The organism is Corallococcus praedator (assembly GCF_003612125.1).
In the GTDB taxonomy this organism is placed as follows: domain Bacteria; phylum Myxococcota; class Myxococcia; order Myxococcales; family Myxococcaceae; genus Corallococcus; species Corallococcus praedator.
In genome coordinates this window covers 1-17,944 of record NZ_RAWI01000012.1, presented here as the reverse complement: position 1 = coordinate 17,944, position 17,944 = coordinate 1, and the positions used below count along the sequence as shown (strand labels likewise).

Genomic DNA, 17,944 nt, shown 5'->3' with positions numbered 1-17,944 from the left:
ATCCGATGGGACCGCCCGGCGCGCACGTCAAGCCATCCGGCCTTCCGCTTCCCGAAGCAGCCCTGCGCCCGCCTGGCTGGGATGAGGCGCGGCGCGACGGGTGTTGTCCCTGGAATGTCGCCATCGGTCCCCACCGCCAGGAAGGAGCATGCCCATGTGGATTTCCTCAGCCATCGCTTCATTCACGGCCTGGTTGCTGTGCGGGATGCTCCTGGCCGGGTTCGGCCGCTGGCTCTCCACGCGCATGGGCCCCTTCGTGCTTCGCTGCCATGGCGCGCGCCGGCTCCACTTCGAGGAGGCACCCCGGCTGTACACGTTGCTGGCCCACCTCAGCATCGCCGCGCGGCTTCCTGCTCCCCGCCTCTACGTGGTGCGGCGCGAGCAGCCCAACGCCTTCTCCCTCGGCGCGGGCCCCCGGGCCGCCCACCTCGTCCTGACGAGCGCCGCGCTCGACGAACTCGATGAGGCGGAGCTGTGCGCCCTGGTCGCGCACGAGCTCGCGCACATCGCCCAGGGCCACACGCGCCGGGCCACGCTCGTCGCCGCGCTGGTCGCGATGACGGTGCGCTGCGCGACGCGCGCCGGGTGGCGTGGGGGCACGCCGGGCCTTCTCACCCGGCTTACCCGGAGGCTGAGGCGGCTCGGGATGCCGCCCGCGCGGGACTTCGTCGCGGACCGGGTCGCCGCCGGGCTCCTGCCGGAAGCCCAGGACCTCGCGGCCCTGCTGCGCCGGCTGAAGGCCCATGCCTCATGGAGCGGGCCCGACGTGCTGACCGACGCGGGCCTCCCCTTCACGGCGCCCGCCGGAGAAGAGGACGCCGGAAGGGTCCTCGACGAGCGCATCCATCGGCTCCAGCGGGTGGCGGCCGCTCAGCACGCGCGGCGCGCGAAGCCCATCCTCCGTCGCTTCCTCCGCCGCGGCTCCCGCTTCCACCCTCGCGTGGAGGCCCCCGGCAGGAGGACGCGGGTCCATCCGTTGAGAGGCAAGCGGCTCACCCGCCTGGATGGCGGCTCGCGCTCGGGGACCCGGCTGCCTCCGAGCAGTCCCGGAGGCACTCGCCCTCCTGCCCGGCCCGGCGGCCCTCCGGCCACTCCCGGCCGGGCCTGACTCCCCCCACGTTCCAGTCATGACGGTGACAATCGCGCTGGTCGTGGTGGTGATCGCCATCGTCCTGCTCTCCATCGACCGCATTCCCACGGAGGTGAGCTCGCTCGCCATCGTCGTGCTGCTGGTGCTGAGCGGGCTGCTGACGCCTCGCGAGGCCCTCTCCGGGTTCTCGAACGAGACCGTCGTCTTCATCTTCGCGCTCCTGGCGCTGACCCAGGGGCTCAGCGCGACGGGGGTGATGCAGCTCGTGGGCCGGCGGCTGCTCTTCTTCGCGCGGTTCAGCACGCGGGCCTTCATCGTCATGCTGCTGGCGGCCGTCTGCGCCTTCTCCTCCGTCGCCTCGAACACGGCGGTGACGGCGGCGTTCCTCCCCGTCGCGACGGCTTCCTCCGCGCAGGCGAAGGTGGCCTCGCGCAGGTTGCTGATGCCCCTGGCGTTCACCTCCATGTTGGGGGGAACCATCTTCCTGTTCGGCACGTCCACCAACCTCGTCGTCAGCTCGGCGCTGGAGCAGCGGGGGTTGGGACGCATTGGCTTCACCGAGCTCACGCCGGTGGGGCTTCCGCTCGCCATCATCGGGATCAGCGTGACGCTGCTGCTCATGCGGTGGCTCTTGCCCCCGCGCGAAGGCGACCCGGTCGCGGGAGCGCCGCCCCTGCGGGAATACGTGACGGAGGCGGTGCTCACGCCCGGCTCCCGGCTCGTGGGCAAGCCGCTGCGCCAGCTCACGGAGGGGCTGGGGGTCCCGGTGCGGGGCGTCGTGCGCGAGGGGATCATGCGCCCTCCCGCCCCCCAGGAGCTGATGGAGCCCCAGGAGCACCTCATCATCGCCGGCAGCCTGGACGACATCCTGCGGGTGAAGGACCTGCGCAGCATCGGGCTCAGCGCCGACCTGCGGATTCCCGAGGACTCCCGTCAAGCGCATGCCCTCACGGAGGTGTCGGTGCCGCCCACGTCGGCGCTGGCGGGCAGGTCCCTGGGGGACATCCGCTTCGCGCAGCGCTACGGGCTCGTGGCGCTGGCCATCCACCGCCACCCCACGTTGCAGGGCTCCCACCAGCACCTGAACCTGATGGGGAGCCTGGCCGGTGGGGACGCCTTGAAGAACATCCCGTTGTCGGTGGGTGACCTGCTGCTGGTCGGCGGACCGGAGCAGCGGGTCCGAGAGCTCGCGCGGGAAGAGGAGCTGACCGTGCTCGGCGGCGTGGACTACCAGCGACCGCGCTACCGGCGCGCCCTGCTCGCCGTGCTCATCTTCGCGACCACGGTCGCGGTCGCGGGGCTGCGCGTCACCTCCCCCGCCATCGCGGGACTGGCCGGGCTGTTGCTCATGGTGGCGACAGGCTGCGTCGACACACGCACGGTCTTCCGCGTGGACTGGCGGGTCATCATCATGATTGGCGCGCTGCTGGCCCTGGGGCTGGCGGTGGAGAAGAGCGGCGCGGGCGAGTTCATGGCGCGCGCGGTGCTGCCCCTGGCGGGTGTCGTGGGACCGCGCGGGGTGCTCTGCGTGATCATGAGCGCCACCGTCCTGCTCTCCATCCCGATGAGCAATCAGGCCGCGGCGCTGGTCATGCTGCCCGTGGCCATCCATTCCGCGATGGACATGGGGCTCGACCCACGGGCGTTCGCGCTGGGGACGTGTCTGGCGGCGTCGTGCTCGTTCCTCACGCCCCTGGAGCCCTCCGCCGCGCTCGTGTACGGCCCCGGGCGCTACCGCTTCGTCGACTTCCTCCGGGTGGGAACGCCCCTCACGGTGTTGATGCTCGTGTTGCTCACGTTCGCGGTGCCGCTCGTGTGGCCGTTCACGCGCGGTTGAAGCGCCGGCGACGACGGAGGGCCGTGCGTCCCGGGGACCTCAACGTCCGTTCTTGAGGCGCATCCGGTGCAGCCCTTCGAGCGCCTCGATGGCCCTGGAGGCTTCCTCGCTCACGGTCCCCACCCAGCCAGGAATCGGGGTCCGGTCCCCGCGCATCTCCTGGAGCACCGGGATGAGCGGCGGATGCCCTGTCGAGCCCAGGGCGTTGACGGCGCAGTAGCGGACCTCGGGCGAGGGATCGTTCAGGGCCTCGCGCAGCGCATGGACCGCCCCGTCGAACTCCGGCGAATCCGTCCTCACCGACATGAACAGGTAGGACAGTCCCTCTGCGGCTTGCCCCCGCACCTGGGGAGCCTCTCGCGGGTCCGCGAGGATGTGGACCATGACGTCCCACGTCCCGAGATCGCCATGCCAGCAGAGCGCGTAGAGCAGGCCCTGCCGCGTCTCCACACGGCGCTCCGACTGGAGCAGTCCTAACAGCGTCGCCGTGGTCGAGCGGTCGGAGGAGAGGGCCTTGGCCGCCTGAATGATGACGTCGGGATCTGCACCAACGAGACTGTTCGGCAAGCGCGACTTCAAAGTGAACATCCGCGACGGCACCCTCACGTGCCCTGCTGGCGAGGTGGGGCCCTTCGAGCCCGGCGCCGTCGTGCAATTCGACCCGGAAGCCTGCGGGCCGTGCAAGCTGCGCTCAAGTTGTACCCAGGCCGCGTCTGGCAAGGGGCGCAGCGTCACGATGGGTGACGATGAGCGGCTCCAGAAGCGCCTTCGCTCACGTCTGCAGTCGCGCGCGGGCCGCGCACAACTCCGCGAGCGTGTCGGCGTCGAACATCGCCTTGCACATCTCGCCAACCGCCAGGGCCCGAAGGCCCGTTACCGAGGCACGCGCCGCAACCTCTTTGACATCAGGCGACTCGCGGTCGTCCAAAACCTCGAAGTCGCCGCGCGTTACCTTCGCGCGTCGTGACCTGACCTGTTCGGCGCTCTAGGGCAGCATGGTGATGCGATTGAGCGCGGGGGCGGGCAAGGGGCTCGCCATGCTGCTGTGCGCCTTCAGGTATGCCTCCAGCGCGTCGCTGTCCACGGCGCCACCCAGCCGGTTCGTCCCCTCGGCGAACACCGGGAAGCCATCACTCCCACTCGCGAGGTAGTTGTTCGCGGTGACGCGGTACTCCGCCGTCAGGCTCACTGGCTCGCCGTTGATCCGGATGGACGCCGGGTCGACGCGGCTTCCGATGGGCGCCGACGCGCTGAACGCATAGGTGAAGCCCGCCGACGGAAGCAGCATGAGGGTGGCTCCCGACGGCCGCCACTGCCGCTCCAGCAGTTGCTCGATTTGCGCGCCCGTCAGCGTCAGGGTGACCAGGCTGTTGCCGAACGGCTGCGTGGTGAAGGCCTCGCCGTAGGTGACCTCGCCCTGGGCGATGCCCGCGCGCATGCCGCCCGGGTTCATGAAGGCCACCTGCGCCCCACCCAGGTTCGCGGGCTTCGTCGCCTCCAGATGCGAGTCCGCGATGACGAAGCCCAGGGTGGACTGGCCCGCGGAGTCCGTCTGTGTCCTGAGCGTCTGCGACACCCATCCGATGACCCGGTTGGCCCTCGGCGTGACGAGCTCCTGGTACTTCGTCACCAGCTCCTTCACCGCGCCGACCTCCTGCACGTCGCGAGTGACGATGACGTTGTTCGCTCGCGCCTCCACGACGTCGCCCGTCGCCTTGCTCAACGTCAGGTCGATGTCCGTGACGAGCTGCCCCATCGACGAGGCGCTCGTGACGACCTTGCCATCGATGACGCAGTTGTAGGCCTGATGCGTGTGGCCGCTGACGATGACATCCACCGCGTCGTTGAGGCCCTTGGCCATGCCCACGATGGCACCTGAGATGAGGCCGTCCGCACCCGCGCCCTTGCATTCGTTCACCAGCGAGCCCGAGGTCGGAATTCCGCCCTGGTGCACCACCACGATGATGGCTTCGACGCCCTGCCGCCGCAGCTCCGGCACCAGCGCGTTCACCGTCTGCACTTCGTCCTTGAAGGTGAGCCCCGCCACGCCCGTGGGTATGACGCTTTCCGGCGTGTTCTCCAACGTCATGCCGATGAAGGCCACCTTCACGCCCTCGAACTCGCGCACGTCGTAGCGGGGGAACAGCGTGCGGTCCACGCCCGTGGCCACGTTGGCCGCCAGGAACTTGAACTTCGCGCCCGGGAAGCCATCCCCGTCCAGGCAGCCATCCACCGGGTGGCAGCCGCCCGACTGCATGCGCAACAGCTCCGTGCTGCCCTCGTCGAACTCGTGGTTGCCCACCGCGACCAGGTCCAGGCCAATCAGGTTCATCGCCTCGACGGTGGGCTCGTCGTGGAAGAGCCCCGACAGCAGCGGGGAGGCGCCGATGAGGTCTCCCGCCGCTACCACCACCGTGTTCGGATTGGTGGCCCGCAGGGCCGCGATGTGCCGGGCGAAGTACGTCACGCCGCCCGCGTTCACCCGCACCGGTCCACCGTCGGGGGCCACGCCCGTCAGAATCTGGCCCGCGGGCTCCTCGAGCTGCCCGTGGAAGTCATTGAACGCGAGCACCTGCACGCTCACCGTGGTGGGACCCGAGTCGGGAGTCCCCGAGTCGGGCGTCCCCGCGTCGGGCGTCCCCGCGTCCGTGCCGGAATCCGGGGGCGGCACCTGGACGGAATGCTGCTCACAGCGCTTGTCCTCGCAGACCCACTCCGTGTTCGAAGCCGGCAGTCCCTTGTCTTCACGGCAGTCGGCGGCGTCCTGGCACTCGTCACCTCCGCAGCCGCCATGGGCGAAGAGGAACATGCCGGTGACGAACGCTCCGGCGAGCAGGAAGACGCTGGGACGCGCTCCCGGAAGTGACGAGCGCGGTGTGGCTTGTGGCATCGACGGAACTCCAACGAACAGGGAGGGGGAACCTACTCTGGTTCGTGGACGATGGCGCGACTTCATGGCGGCACGGTGAAGCTCGCGCCCCGACTTCGTCTCGACACGGGTCTGCGGCTGTCGCCCGTATTCATGGTGCGGATGGCGGCGCTTCGTTGCCACACAGCAGCAACTCCGCGGGACCTCCGGTGCGACCCACCAGGACGGCCACCTGACCGTGCGCGCGACCGAAGCGCTCCGCCTCCGCGCGGGGCAGTCCCGGGATGAAGAGGCTCTGCTCGGACCAACTGCAGTCCTCGGCCTCGCCAATGGCGGGCGCCACCACCCAGCCGCCCGCGACGAGCTGGGACGTCAGCCGCTCCTGCTCCCGCTGATTCTCTTCCTTGCCGCGAGGCCGTGAGCCCGGGTTCCACGCGGTCAGGAAGGCCCACTCGCGATGTCCGCGGGCGAGGTGGAGCCCTTCGAGCCCGGCGCCGTCGTGCACTTCGACCCGGAAGCCTGCGGGCCGTGCAAGCTGCGCCCCAGTTGTACCCAGGCCGCATCCGGCAAGGGGCGCAGCGTCACGATGGGTGACGATGAGCGGCTCCAGCAGCGCCTTCGCTCACGTCCGCAGTCGCGCGCGGGCCGCGCACAACAGAATCCACAACGCCACACAGAAACCACCAGCACTTCACATCGCACTTTCCCCTCAAAGCTTGTTCATCTCACGCACATACTCTCTCTTCTTCTGCTGCCGTTCCATTTCCATCTGCTTTAACTTCTCAGCAGATATCGGCGCAAAATAGGTTACCCAGCCCTTTCCACTTCGCACACTGAGACTGATCCGCCCATCTTTCCTATCCCAGTCACACTGGGGGTTCTCATCAGTCGTCGGCAAGCAAGAGGGCTTCCCATACTTCGCCTCTAGTGCAGGCTTGAGCGACCCAAACCAAAGGACACCTTCGAGTCCTGACGGATCTTTTCCTTCAACAATCTGACCAAGCGAGAGCTGATCAAGCCGACCACCGTCAAAGTAAAAACCAGCCCTCACCTGAAATCCAAATATTGTTTCAGCAAGAACAACATGATGGCTCGGGTCTTTGCGATTCCCCAATGGGGGCATGACATATGAAGATGAATATCGTCCCTCTAGAGCATCAGCGACATCCCCTGGCCCCATACCCCAGCGCAAATCTTGCCATCCATGCCTTGACCAAGTCTTGGGCGATGTCTTCTGAAGCGGTGGTGGCAGCACCTTCTCACGCTCTTCAGCCTCACAAAACAAGGCCTGACAATTTCTCCCGCTCGCGGCGGTGGATGGTGGACACGTCGATGCCCAGCAGCTCCGCGGCGCGGGTCTTGTTGCCGCCGCAGTGCTGCACCATCCAGTGGATGTATTCGCCCTCCAACCGGCGCAGGGTCCACACGCCCTCCTGCGCCAGCGCGAGCGGGTTGGCTTCCGGCTCCGGAATGGGCGCATGGGGACGCAGGTCGTCCAGCTCCACCGTCTCCCGGGGCACCAGCACCACCAGCCGCTCCACCAGGTTCTCCAGCTCGCGCACGTTGCCCGGCCAGGGCATGGCACCCAACGCGGCCACCACCTCCGGTGACAGCGCCGTCACGCGCGAGCGCGGATTGCGAGCCCGGGAGCGCGCGGTGAAGTGCTCCACCAACTGCGGGATGTCCTCTCGCCGCTCCTTCAGCGAAGGCACCTGCAGCGTGACGACGTTGAGCCGGTAGAACAGGTCCGCGCGGAAGCGCCCTTCCCGCACCCGAGCCTCCAGGTCCTGATGCGTCGCCGCCACCACGCGCACGTCCACGGTGCGGTGCGCGTCCGAGCCCACCGCGCGCACCTCGCCGTCCTCCAGCACCCGCAGCAGCCGCGCCTGGAGCTCCGTGGGCATGTCGCCAATCTCATCCAGGAACAGCGTGCCCCCGTGCGCCTCCACGAACAGGCCGCGCCGCACCGACGTGGCCCCGGTGAAGGCGCCCTTCACGTGGCCGAACAGCTCGCTCTCCAGGAGCGGCCCCGGCAGCGCGGTGCAGTTGACGGCCACAAAGGGACCGGGCGCACGAGGCCCCTCGAAGTGCAGCGCGCGGGCCACCAGCTCCTTGCCGCTGCCACTCTCACCGCGCAGCAGCACCGGGGCCGCCGCGTGCGCCACCCGGTCGATGAGTTCATACATCCCGCGCATGGGAGCGCTCCGCCCTACCATCGCGCCCAGCCCGGAACGCTCCTGCGACGCCTGCTTCAGCGCCCGGTGCTCCGCGCGCAGCCGGCGGTCCTCCAGCGCGCGGCCCAGGTAGAGGCGCACCTCATCCAGGCGGAAGGGCTTGGTGAAGTAGTGGTACGCGCCCCTGCGCATCGCCTCCACCGCGCTCTCCACCCCGCCGAAGGCCGTCATCAGCAACACCGGCAGCTCCGGGTCCACCGCGCGCGCGGCGGCCAGCACGTCCAGGCCGTCCACCTTCTCCATGCGCAAATCGGTCAGCACCGCGTCGTACACGCGCGAGCGGATGAGCGTCAGCGCCTCCTGGCCGCCCGTGGCCAGGTCCACCGTCCAGCCCGCGTCGGCCAGCGGCTCCTGGAGCATGCGCCCCATCTCCACATGGTCGTCGACGACCAGGATGCGTGCGTCAGCCGGCTTGTCGTTCGACATGTCGCTCCTCGGGCACGGCACGGGCCACCGGCCACAGCACGGTGACGCGCGTCCCCTGCCCCGGCGTGCTCTCCAGCTCCACCCGGCCGCCGTGGTTGCGCACCACGTGGGCCACCATCGTCAACCCCAACCCCGTGCCCTGGCCGCGCTTCTTCGTCGTGAAGAACGGATCGAACACCTGGTTCAGGCGCTCCTTCGGAATCCCGCACCCATCATCGCGCACGGTGAGCGCCACCAGCCCCCAGGCGCCCTCCTCCGGGCCCACCAGCGCGGAGGCGGACACCTCCACCTTGCCGCCCTCGCTGCACGCATCGCACGCGTTGAGGGTGAGGTTGAGCAGCACCTGCTGGAGCTGATCCGCGTCCGCCGCGAGCGCCGGCACCGACTCCGGCACATCCAGCGTCAGCGACACCTGCCGCCGCTCCGCCTCCACGCGCAGCAACTCATGCACGCTGCGCGCGAGCGGCTCCAGCGCCACCGGCCGCACCATCGCGGGCTGGAGGCGCGAGAAGTCCAGCAGCTGGCGCAGCGTGCGGCTCACGCGATCAATCTGCTCGATGATGACGCCCACGCCCGGCCCCTGCGGATGCGACGGGCCCAGCTTCCCCTGCACGTACTCCGCCCGGCCACGCACCACGCCCAGCGGCGTGCCAATCTCATGCGCGATGCCTGCGGCGAGCACGCCCACCGTGGCCAGCTTCTCCGCGCGCAGCAGCTTCGTCTCCAGCGCGCGCACGTCGCTCAGGTCCTCCACCACCAGCAGCGCCCGGACCTCTTCCTCCGGATCCCCCGCCGACAGGGGCACCGCGTGCAGGTTGTACGTGCCCTCCTCCCCGAAGAGCGCCAGCGGTTCGCCCAGCAGGCTCAGCGGCCGGTCCTCCTTGAGCGCGGAGGCCACCAGCGCGGAGAGCCGCTCCAGCACCGGCTCCGGAGCCCCGGGGAACGCGGACGCCAGCGGCGACCCGGTGACGTTGCCGGGCACGCGCGAGCGCAGCGCCTGGTTGACGGCGCGGATCCGCCCATCCGCCGTCAGCGCCAGGACTCCCGTGGGGATGTGATCCAGGATCTTCCGCGTCTGATCATGCAGCGCGGCGAGCTGGGCCGCGTGCCGCCGGCTCTCCCGCAGCGCCACCGCGCGCCGCCGCGCCAGCACCACGTACACCGCGAAGGCCACCAGGAAGAACGCCACCAGCCCGCCCGCGCCCAGCAGCCGCACCACCAGCGACTGCTCATGCGAGCGCAGCGCCGCGGTGGACACCAGCGTCGCCACCGCCCAATGGCTGCCACCGCGCATGCGGATGGGCGTGTAGACGGCCACCACCTCCGCGCGCCCCAGCCCCAGCCGCTCCGCCTCCTGTTCGGACAAGGGCAGCATGCCGCGGGCCCCGGCCTTCAAGCGCGAGACGAGGAACGCGAACCCGGGCACGCCCGCGTCCTTCTGCGCCGCGCGGCCGAACCACTCCGCGAGCCCCGCGTCGCTCGCGGGCGTGGGCTGCCCATGCGTGCCCACGAGCAGCAGCCGCGCCTCCAGGTCCGACGTGACGATGCGCAGCGGCGCGAAGAAGGACTCGGTGTCCACCAGCACCGCCACCGCGCCCTCGGGCTTGCCGTCCGTCGCGGGCAGCGCCGTGGCGAGGATGCGCAACCAGCCGCCGTTGGCCGCGTCCAGGATGGGCGACGTGGTGAGGTCCCCGGGAGGCCTGAGCAGCGCGCGGCGCGCCGTCTCTCCCATCTCCGGCACCAGCCCCTCGCGCGGCACCTTCGAGTCCGTGCGCCGGTCCAACAGCAGCAGCCGCTCCACCCCGTCGCCGTCATAGGCCGCGATGGCCTTGTACTGGCCCACCGCCTCCAGCAGCGCGCGCAGCTCCCGCCGGTGCTCCGCGAGGCTCCCCGGCTGGGACATCAGCTCCCCGGCGAACCGCAGGTTCTTGCCCACCTCCTCCAGCGAGTCGGTGACGCCCCCCACGGCCTCGTCCAATTGCTTCTGCCGGTCCCCCGCGAACTGCTCCACCAGGGTGGTCCGGCTGCGCTTCACCAGCGTCCAGACCCCCACCCCCACGCTGGCCAGCGCGGCGCACAACAGCAGGATGGGCAGGAGCGTGGAGCGCATGGAACGCCCCGCAACCTAACCTGACAAGTCGTCCCAAGTCCTTGTTTACAGGGCCTTTTATCCCACCTGCCCTCCAGTACTTGCCCGTTGACGACGCGCGTCGGCCAGTGCTACCTACCGGTCGGTAGGCAGTGGTGACCTACCGGTCGGTAGGTCGTCGAGCCCGGCGAAGGCGTTGGATGCCGGCAAGGAGAGCACGCGTGACACCCACGGGGCGCAAACCGGACGAGGGCGAGCGGTACCGGACCATCCTGGAGACGGCGGCCCGGCTCATCTGCGAGCGGGGTTACGAGGGTACGTCGATGCAGGAGATCGCCGCCGCGTGCCGCATGACGAAGGCGGGGCTCTACCACCACATCCAGAACAAGGAGCAGCTGCTCTTCGCCATCATGAACTACGGCATGGACGTGTTCGAGGAGCAGGTCCTCGCGCCCGTGCAGGACGTGGTGGACCCCGTCGAGCGCCTGCGCCAGTGCATGCGCCACAACATCCACCTGGTGACGAGCGGCCGCAGCAAGGAGGTCATCATCATCCTCCACGAGCACGCCACGCTCACCGGTGAGCCACGAGAGTTCATCGACCGGCGCAAGAAGCGCTACGTGCGCTTCCTGGAGGACGCGTTCGCGGATGCGAGCCGCCAGGGCCTGCTGCCCGGCGTGGACCCCACGGTCGCGGCCTTCTCGTTCCTGGGCATGGTCCTCTGGGTCTACAAGTGGTTCAAGCCGGACGGCCGCCTGACGGAGGAACAGATCGCCGACGGCATGGTGGCGATGATCCTCCCCGGCCTCTCCACGCCCGCCGCGTCCACGACGGATGCGAATGCTTCGGCGCCGCTGCGCATGGTGCCGCGCGCCGCTTCCGGGGAGGAGCCCCAGTGAACCGCGCCCGTTGGTGTTCCCTGACGGAGGCCGTGGCCTCCATTCCCAATGGCGCGTGGGTCGCGGCCGGAGGGTTCATGCTGGGCCGGGCGCCCATGGCGCTGGTGCTGGAGCTGGTCGCGCAGGAGAAGCGGGACCTGCAGCTCATCTCGCTGCCCAACCCGCTGCCGGCGGAGTTCCTGGTGGCGGGGGGCTGCCTCAAGCGGGTGGAGTTCCCCTTTGGCGCGCTGGTGCTGGAGAACCGGGTGCGTCCCCTGCCCTGCCTGAAGCGGGCCATCGAGGCGGGCGACATCGCCTGGCGTGAGCACGACGGCTATCGCGTGGTGCAGCGGCTGCGCGCGGCCGGCATGGGGCTGCCGTTCATCCCCGCTCCGGACGCGGACGTGTCGGAGCTGGCGGAGGTGGACGCCCCCCGCACGGTGGAGGATCCCTTCACCGGCCGCCGCGTGCCGGTGGAGCCCGCGTTCTACCCGGACGTGGCGGTCATCCATGCTCAGGCGGCGGACGACAAGGGCAACCTCTACATCGAGGACCCCACCACGGACCTGCTCGTCGCGAACGCGGCGAAGCGCGTGGTGGCCACGGTGGAGGAGCGCGTGCCGAAGCTGTCGCGGGTCACCATCCCCGGCTTCCAGGTGGAGCGCGTGGTGCTCGCCCCTGGCGGCGCGCTGCCCACGGGCTGCCTGGGCAAGTACCCGCACGACGACGCGATGCTGGCCGCCTACCTGGCCGCGGCCGAGGCAGGGCAAGCGCGGGACTTCCTCATGTCGCTGCGCGCGACGCGGAGCGCGGCATGACGGCGACGACGATGGACGCGACGCCCGCGGAGACGGTGGTGTCCCTGCTCGCGCGGGAGATTGAAGACGGCGCGGTGGTGGCCACCGGCGTGGCGTCCCCGCTGGTCATCCTGGCGATCGCGGTAGCCCGGGCCACGCATGCGCCGGGGCTGACGTATCTGGCGTGCGTGGGCTCGTTGGATCCGGACCTGCCGGAGCTGTACCCGTCGTCGGAGGATTTGCGCTACCTGGAGGGTCGGTCGGCGGAGGTCAGCATCGCGGACCTGTTCGACCACGCGCGGCGCGGCCGGGTGGACACGGTGTTCTTCGGCGCGGCGGAGGTGGACCCGGCGGGCCGCACCAACATGACGGCGTCGGGCAGCCTGGAGAAGCCCCGCGCCAAGTTCCCCGGGGTCGCGGGCGCGGCCACGCTGCGCCAGTGGGTGAAGAACCCGGTGCTGCTGGTGCCGCGTCAGTCGCGCCGCAACCTGGTGCCACAGGTCCAGGTGGCCACGACGCGAGACCCCAGCCGTCCGGTGCGCCTCATCTCCGACCTGGGGACGTTCGAGCTGGGCGGTCCGCGTGGCGCCCGCCTGCTGTCGCGTCACCCCTGGGCGTCGGTGGACGGCATCACCGAGCGCACCGGCTTCGAGTTCGCGGTGCCGGATGCCCTGCCTGTCACCTCCCTTCCCGACGCGCGCACGGTGAGCGCCATCCGCGCGTTGGATCCCCGCAACCTCCGCGACGCACTCGTCGGGAGCTGAAGTCCTTCACACCCTTTGTCGCAACACGGAAAGAGGCACCGCATGGAGGCTGTCGTTCTTCGCCAGTTCGGGAATGCCGAGAACCTGCGTCTGGAGACCGTGCCGGTGCCCCGGCCGGGCAAGGGCGAGGTGTTGCTGCGCGTGCACGCGTGCGGCGTCTGCTACCACGACGTCATCAACCGCCGCGGCAACCTGCCCCGCACGCACGTCCCCGCCATCCTGGGCCACGAGGCCGCGGGCGAGGTGGTGGAGGTGGGTCCGGACACGCCGGGATGGAAGGTCGGCGACCGCGCGGCCACCCTCCAGCGCATGTCCTGCGGCGAGTGCGCCCTGTGCCTCGCGGGCCGCAACAGCCTGTGCAAGACGGACAACCGCTTCTTCGGTGAGGAACTCCAGGGCGGCTACGCGCAGTTCATGGTCGCGCCCGTGCGAGGCCTGGGCCGCGTGCCGGCAAGCCTGCCCTGGGCGGTGGCCGCGACGGTGTGCTGCACGCTGGGGACGGCGGTGCACACCCTGCGCACGCGGGCCAAGGTGCGGGCCGGTGAGACGGTCTTGATTACAGGCGCGAGCGGCGGCGTGGGACTCGCGGCCGTGCAGCTGGCGAAGGTGGACGGGGCGCGCGTCATCGCCATCACCTCCGGCGAGGCGAAGGTGGCGGCGCTGAAGGAGGCCGGCGCGGACGAGGTGATCGTCTCGCGCGGGCTGGACTTCGGTTCGGAGGCGCGCAAGCGCACGTTCGGCAACGGCGTGGACGTGGCGGTGGAGATCGTGGGCAGCGCGACCTTCGACCAGACGCTCAAGTCGATGGCGCCGGGTGGCCGCGTGGTGGTGGTGGGCAACCTGGAGTCGGGGGTGGTGAACCTGAACCCGGGCCTGGTCATCGTGAAGGAGCTGGAGATTCTTGGTGCATACGCGACGACGCGCGAGGAGCTGGACGAATCGCTGCGGCTGACGGCGGCCGGGCAGGTGCGTCCCTTCGTGTCGGAGGAGGTGGCGCTGGCGGATGCGGGACGCGCGCACTTCCGGTTGGAGAACCGCGAGGTGGCGGGCCGGCTGGTGCTGGTGCCGCCCGAGGCGTGAGTCATTCGGATTCGCAGCAACTGGACTTGAGGAGTTCCCCATGATGAAGCGGGTTGGAATCGAAGCGCTGGCCGTGGCGGTGCCCCGGCGGTACGTGGACATCGAGGACCTGGCGCGCGCGCGCGGCGTGGACCCCGCGAAGTTCACCGCCGGCCTGGGCGCGAAGGAGATGGCGATCAACGACCCGGGTGAGGACTCGGTGTCGCTGGCGGCCACGGCGGCCGCTCGGCTCATCCAGCAGCAGTCGGTGGACACGTCGAAGATCGGCATGCTGGTGGTGGGCACCGAGACGGGCGTGGACCACTCGAAGCCCATCGCGTCGCACGTGCACGGCCTGCTCAAGCTGCCGCGCTCCATGCGCACGTTCGACTCGCAGCACGCCTGCTACGGCGGCACGGCGGGCCTGATGGCGGCGGTGGAGTGGATCGCCTCCGGCGCGGGCGCGGGACGCACGGCGCTGGTGGTGTGCACGGACATCGCGCGCTACGGCCTGAAGACGGCGGGCGAGCCCACCCAGGGTGGCGGCGCGGTGGCGCTGCTGGTGTCGGAGACGCCGGACCTGCTGGCGCTGGACGTGGGGCTCAACGGCGTGTGCACGTCGGACGTGTATGACTTCTGGCGCCCGGTGGGTCGCCGGGAGGCGCTGGTGGACGGGCACTACTCCATCACCTGCTACCTGGACGCGATGGCGGGTGCCTACCGGGGCTGGCGCCAGCGCGCGATGGAGCAGGGATTGGTGCGCTGGGATTCCAAGCTGCCCAGTGAGCAGCTGGCGCGCATCCTGTACCACGTGCCCTTCTGCAAGATGGCGCGCAAGGCGCACGCGCAGGTGCGGCTGTGCGACCTGGAGGACGCGGTGGGCCCCGGCCCGGCCACGCCCGAGGCGCGCGATGAGTCCGCGAAGTCGCAGGCGAGCTACGACGCGCAGGTGGCGAAGTCGCTGGGCCTGAACGCGCGCGTGGGCAACGTCTACACGGCGTCGCTGTACCTGGCGCTCGCGGGCCAGTTGCACGCGGAGGGCGCGGCGCTGGCGAACCAGCGCGTGGGCCTGCTCTCCTACGGCAGCGGCTGCTGCGCGGAGTTCTACTCCGGCGTGGTGGGTGAGAAGGCGGCGGAGCGGATGGCGCGCGCGGACCTGGACACGGTGCTGGCCAAGCGTGAGCGCGTGTCGGTGGAGGAGTACGAGCGGCTGATGAACCTGCCGTACGACGCGCCGGAAGCCATCGCGCCGGAGCCGGGCACGTTCCGGCTGGCGGAGATTGTCGAGCACCGCCGCAAGTACGCGGGCGCGTAGTTCGCGACAGATTGGATTGTCTTTGACGGGCGATGCGCGCGGAGAGCGTGCATCGCCCATCTTGCATTCCCCGCGGCTTGAACCCGGACGAAGACGGTGCTCACCTCCCGTTCAGTCCATCCCAGAGCCCGACGGCATCCTCCGCCCGGGCCCTGCTCGCTACACTCGAACAGGAACTCCGGGCCTGAGTTTCCAGGTGCGGGCAACCTTCATTTTGCATGGAGAATCCATCCTGGAATAGTGGGAAGAAGCCGCCAGGTACGTCCATCCATGTCCACGCCCCCTGCCTCCTCGAACTCCCCCACGCCTGCGCTGCTCGCCCGTTCGTCCGGCCCCTTCGGCACCTGCATGGTGACGACGCGGGCGGTGGCGGCGGGCGAGGTGCTGCTCGTCATCGAAGGCAGCCGGGTCCGCGCTCCCGGCCGGGACACGCTCCAGGTGGGCGTGGACCAGCACCTGGCGACGCCGGATGCCCCCTGGCGCTTCATCAACCACGCGTGCGAACCGACGGCCCTGTTCCACCCCGGCTCGGACACGGAGTCGCCCCGGTTCACGGCGCGCACGGCGTTGGCGGCCGGGCAGGAAGTCACCTTCAACTACCTGACCTCCGAGTGGAACCTGGCGGCACCCTTCCCCTGCGGATGCGGCGCGGCCACCTGCGTCGGATGGGTGCGCGGCGCCCGCTACCTCACCGCGGGCCAGCGCGACGCATTGGGCCCGGCACTGCTGCCCCACATCCGGCAGCAACTCCAGCCGCGTCCCGACGCTCCACCCTGGTACCACGACGCCTTCTCCATCACCGATGACGTCTGGTATCTGCCGCTCGACGCCACCGCGGCCACGGAGGTGGAGCAGGCCTTGCGCCTGCTGGAGTTGAAGCCCGGCGCGAACATCCTCGACGTGTGCTGTGGACACGGACGCCATGCGATTGAGCTGGCCCGGCGTGGCCTGAGCGTCACCGGCCTGGACCTGTCCTCCGAACGTCTGGGCATGGCCCGCGAGCGCGCCCAGCGGGCCGGCGTGGACATCACCTGGGTGCAGGCGGACATGCGGACCATCCCCAGCCGGGGCCAGGACGCCGCCATCCTGCTCTACACGTCCTTCAGCTTCCTGGAGAACGACGCGGCCCAGTTGGAGGCGCTGCGCTCCATCCGGGAGACGCTGGTCCCCGGCGGCCAGCTCCTCATCGAGGTCGACAACCGCGACCACGCCCTCCGCCAGCCTCCGCGCCAGTGGGGAGAGTCCGAAACCCTGCTCTGGTGGGAGGAGAACCGCTTCGAGCCGCGCACCAGCCGCAACCACCGCCACTACAAGGGACGGGACCCACGGACGGGCAAGGCCTACGAGCAGCGCATCCACTACCGCCTGTTCTCCGCGCATGAGCTGCTCGGCCTGCTCGAACAGGCGGGCCTGCGGGAGGACGGCCTCTGGGGAGACCTGGAGGGCCACCCCTTCTCGCTGGACAGCCCGTCACTGGTCATCCGGGCGCGGCGACGCGAGTGAGCCGGGAAGGCACGGGACTACAACACCTCCGCGCGCAGGTCCGGGAACACCTTGCCCACCTTTCCGAGCAGGTAGTCCCCATACGTGCCCCGGAACGCATGCACACTCTGGCGGTCCCACCGCTCCGCGTGGTCATCCGCGCCGCCGTCGCGCAGCACCGGTGAGTCGATGGCGTGGATCTCCGCCGTCCAGCCGGGGTCGAAGAAGAATGGCAATGACAGACGGTCGCGGCCCGCGCGGTTGAGCACCCGGTGCGGCGTGGAGCGATACACGCCCCGGGTCATCCGGTCGAGCATGTCCCCGATGTTGCAAACGAACGTGCCCTCCACCGGCGGCGCGTCCATCCACCGCACCTGCCCGTCCTTGCGCGACTTCACCTGGAGCCCGCCCGCGTCGTCCTGCTTCAGGATGGTGAGCACGCCGTAATCGGTGTGTTCGCCCACGCCCCACACCGGCAGCCCCTCCCCGTCCACCTCCGGGCCCGGCGGGTAGTTGAAGATGCGGAACAGCACCGTGGGGTCCTTCATGTAACGCGCGGCGAAGAAGTCCTCCTCCAGCTCCAGGCTGAGCGCGATGCCAGACATCAGCGCGTGCCCCAGCGACGTCAGCGCCTCCATGTACTCAAGCACCGCGCCGCCCAGGCCCGCCGGCTCCCGGGGGAACAGGTTCGGGCCGTGCAGCGGCGTGCCGGCGAGGACTCGCGGATCCTCCGGCGACAGCTCCGTGCCGAAGTACAAGCCCTCCTTGCGGTCGGGACGGCCCGACGTGAGCTCGCCGCCCACCGGGAAGAAGCCCCGCCACGCCCGGCCTCCCAAGGCCATGCGCACGGACTGTTTCTCCGCCTCCGACCGCGCGAAGAACTCCCGCGCCAGGGACTCCAGCCGCGCCTGGAGCCCCACGTCCACGCCGTGCCCGGTGACGTAGAAGAACCCGTTGTGCCGACACGCGACGCCCATCCTCGCGGCGACTTCGCGGCGGGCCGCGAGGCTCGACGTGGCGTCGACGAGGGCTCGGACGTCGATGACGGGCACGGTGTCCATGGGGGGCTTGCTCCTCCGGGGGGCGGACGACGCCGCCGACTCT

General features: G+C 70.2%; 16 protein-coding genes and 1 pseudogene. 10 read left to right on the top strand and 7 right to left on the bottom strand.

Annotated features, from left to right (window positions below; translation table 11 throughout):
* Positions 1 to 154 precede the first annotated feature (154 nt).
* Together D7Y13_RS02940 and D7Y13_RS02935 are read left to right on the top strand one after the other, a co-directional pair.
* Positions 155 to 1,108, top strand: a complete 954-nt coding sequence (locus D7Y13_RS02940; RefSeq protein ID WP_158620339.1) for a M48 family metallopeptidase — start codon at positions 155 to 157, stop codon at positions 1,106 to 1,108.
* A gap of 19 nt (positions 1,109 to 1,127) precedes the next feature.
* The gene (locus tag D7Y13_RS02935; RefSeq protein WP_120531414.1) at positions 1,128 to 2,927 is read left to right on the top strand and encodes an SLC13 family permease; all 1,800 of its coding nucleotides are present in this window, start codon (positions 1,128 to 1,130) and stop codon (positions 2,925 to 2,927) included.
* 39 nt (positions 2,928 to 2,966) lie between these two features.
* Here the strand turns inward: D7Y13_RS02935 and D7Y13_RS02930 are convergent, their stop codons facing one another.
* Positions 2,967 to 3,494: a HEAT repeat domain-containing protein gene (locus tag D7Y13_RS02930; protein ID WP_233595459.1), complete on the bottom strand. Its 528-nt coding sequence runs from the start codon at positions 3,492 to 3,494 to the stop codon at positions 2,967 to 2,969.
* Here D7Y13_RS02930 and D7Y13_RS02925 point away from each other — a divergent pair.
* Positions 3,484 to 3,894 (top strand): annotated as a pseudogene (locus D7Y13_RS02925) (transposase); the annotation flags it as partial. The gene D7Y13_RS02930 and the pseudogene D7Y13_RS02925 sit on opposite strands and share 11 nt — an antisense overlap.
* Positions 3,895 to 3,912: 18 nt before the next feature.
* Here the strand turns inward: D7Y13_RS02925 and D7Y13_RS02920 are convergent.
* Positions 3,913 to 5,817: a bifunctional metallophosphatase/5'-nucleotidase gene (locus D7Y13_RS02920; RefSeq protein WP_120531412.1), complete on the bottom strand. Its 1,905-nt coding sequence runs from the start codon at positions 5,815 to 5,817 to the stop codon at positions 3,913 to 3,915.
* Between the two features lie 130 nt (positions 5,818 to 5,947).
* Positions 5,948 to 6,301 (bottom strand): DUF3293 domain-containing protein, encoded by a 354-nt coding sequence (locus D7Y13_RS02915; protein ID WP_233595414.1) that lies wholly within the window; start codon positions 6,299 to 6,301, stop codon positions 5,948 to 5,950.
* Here D7Y13_RS02915 and D7Y13_RS49470 point away from each other — a divergent pair.
* Positions 6,254 to 6,574 carry a transposase gene (locus D7Y13_RS49470; RefSeq protein WP_120583036.1) on the top strand — a complete coding sequence of 107 codons (321 nt, stop codon included), beginning with the start codon at positions 6,254 to 6,256 and terminating at the stop codon, positions 6,572 to 6,574. The genes D7Y13_RS02915 and D7Y13_RS49470 overlap by 48 nt on opposite strands.
* Here the strand turns inward: D7Y13_RS49470 and D7Y13_RS46835 are convergent.
* The 3 genes from D7Y13_RS46835 to D7Y13_RS02900 are packed head-to-tail and all read right to left on the bottom strand — an operon-like array spanning position 6,506 to position 10,566.
* Positions 6,506 to 7,051: a hypothetical protein gene (locus D7Y13_RS46835; RefSeq protein WP_167508722.1), complete on the bottom strand. Its 546-nt coding sequence runs from the start codon at positions 7,049 to 7,051 to the stop codon at positions 6,506 to 6,508. The two genes, D7Y13_RS49470 and D7Y13_RS46835, sit on opposite strands and share 69 nt — an antisense overlap.
* A 19-nt stretch (positions 7,052 to 7,070) precedes the next feature.
* Entirely contained in the window at positions 7,071 to 8,456 is a 1,386-nt protein-coding gene (locus tag D7Y13_RS02905) for a sigma-54-dependent transcriptional regulator (protein WP_120583035.1), read from the bottom strand.
* The gene (locus tag D7Y13_RS02900; protein ID WP_120531409.1) at positions 8,434 to 10,566 is read right to left on the bottom strand and encodes a two-component system sensor histidine kinase NtrB; all 2,133 of its coding nucleotides are present in this window, start codon (positions 10,564 to 10,566) and stop codon (positions 8,434 to 8,436) included. Before D7Y13_RS02900 ends, D7Y13_RS02905 begins: the two co-directional genes overlap by 23 nt.
* A gap of 200 nt (positions 10,567 to 10,766) precedes the next feature.
* On the opposite strand from D7Y13_RS02900, the gene D7Y13_RS02895 reads away from it, so the two are divergent.
* From D7Y13_RS02895 to D7Y13_RS02870, 6 genes are all read left to right on the top strand, one after another.
* On the top strand, positions 10,767 to 11,444 hold the full coding sequence (locus tag D7Y13_RS02895; RefSeq protein WP_120531408.1) for a TetR/AcrR family transcriptional regulator: 678 nt from the start codon (positions 10,767 to 10,769) through the stop codon (positions 11,442 to 11,444).
* Positions 11,441 to 12,241 carry a CoA transferase subunit A gene (locus tag D7Y13_RS02890; protein ID WP_120531407.1) on the top strand — a complete coding sequence of 267 codons (801 nt, stop codon included), beginning with the start codon at positions 11,441 to 11,443 and terminating at the stop codon, positions 12,239 to 12,241. The genes D7Y13_RS02895 and D7Y13_RS02890 overlap by 4 nt, the downstream gene beginning before the upstream one ends.
* The gene (locus tag D7Y13_RS02885; protein ID WP_120531406.1) at positions 12,238 to 12,984 is read left to right on the top strand and encodes a CoA-transferase subunit beta; all 747 of its coding nucleotides are present in this window, start codon (positions 12,238 to 12,240) and stop codon (positions 12,982 to 12,984) included. Before D7Y13_RS02890 ends, D7Y13_RS02885 begins: the two co-directional genes overlap by 4 nt.
* Before the next feature lie 42 nt (positions 12,985 to 13,026).
* Positions 13,027 to 14,064: a zinc-binding dehydrogenase gene (locus D7Y13_RS02880; protein WP_120583034.1), complete on the top strand. Its 1,038-nt coding sequence runs from the start codon at positions 13,027 to 13,029 to the stop codon at positions 14,062 to 14,064.
* Positions 14,065 to 14,104: 40 nt separating this feature from the next.
* Complete coding sequence (locus tag D7Y13_RS02875) at positions 14,105 to 15,358, top strand: hydroxymethylglutaryl-CoA synthase family protein (RefSeq protein WP_120583033.1); 1,254 nt, start codon at positions 14,105 to 14,107, stop codon at positions 15,356 to 15,358.
* Positions 15,359 to 15,628: 270 nt separating this feature from the next.
* On the top strand, positions 15,629 to 16,861 hold the full coding sequence (locus D7Y13_RS02870) for a methyltransferase domain-containing protein (protein WP_120583032.1): 1,233 nt from the start codon (positions 15,629 to 15,631) through the stop codon (positions 16,859 to 16,861).
* 17 nt (positions 16,862 to 16,878) lie between these two features.
* Here D7Y13_RS02870 and D7Y13_RS02865 read toward each other — a convergent pair whose 3' ends face one another.
* The gene (locus tag D7Y13_RS02865; RefSeq protein ID WP_120531403.1) at positions 16,879 to 17,901 is read right to left on the bottom strand and encodes an isopenicillin N synthase family dioxygenase; all 1,023 of its coding nucleotides are present in this window, start codon (positions 17,899 to 17,901) and stop codon (positions 16,879 to 16,881) included.
* Between the last annotated feature and the right edge of the window lie 43 nt (positions 17,902 to 17,944).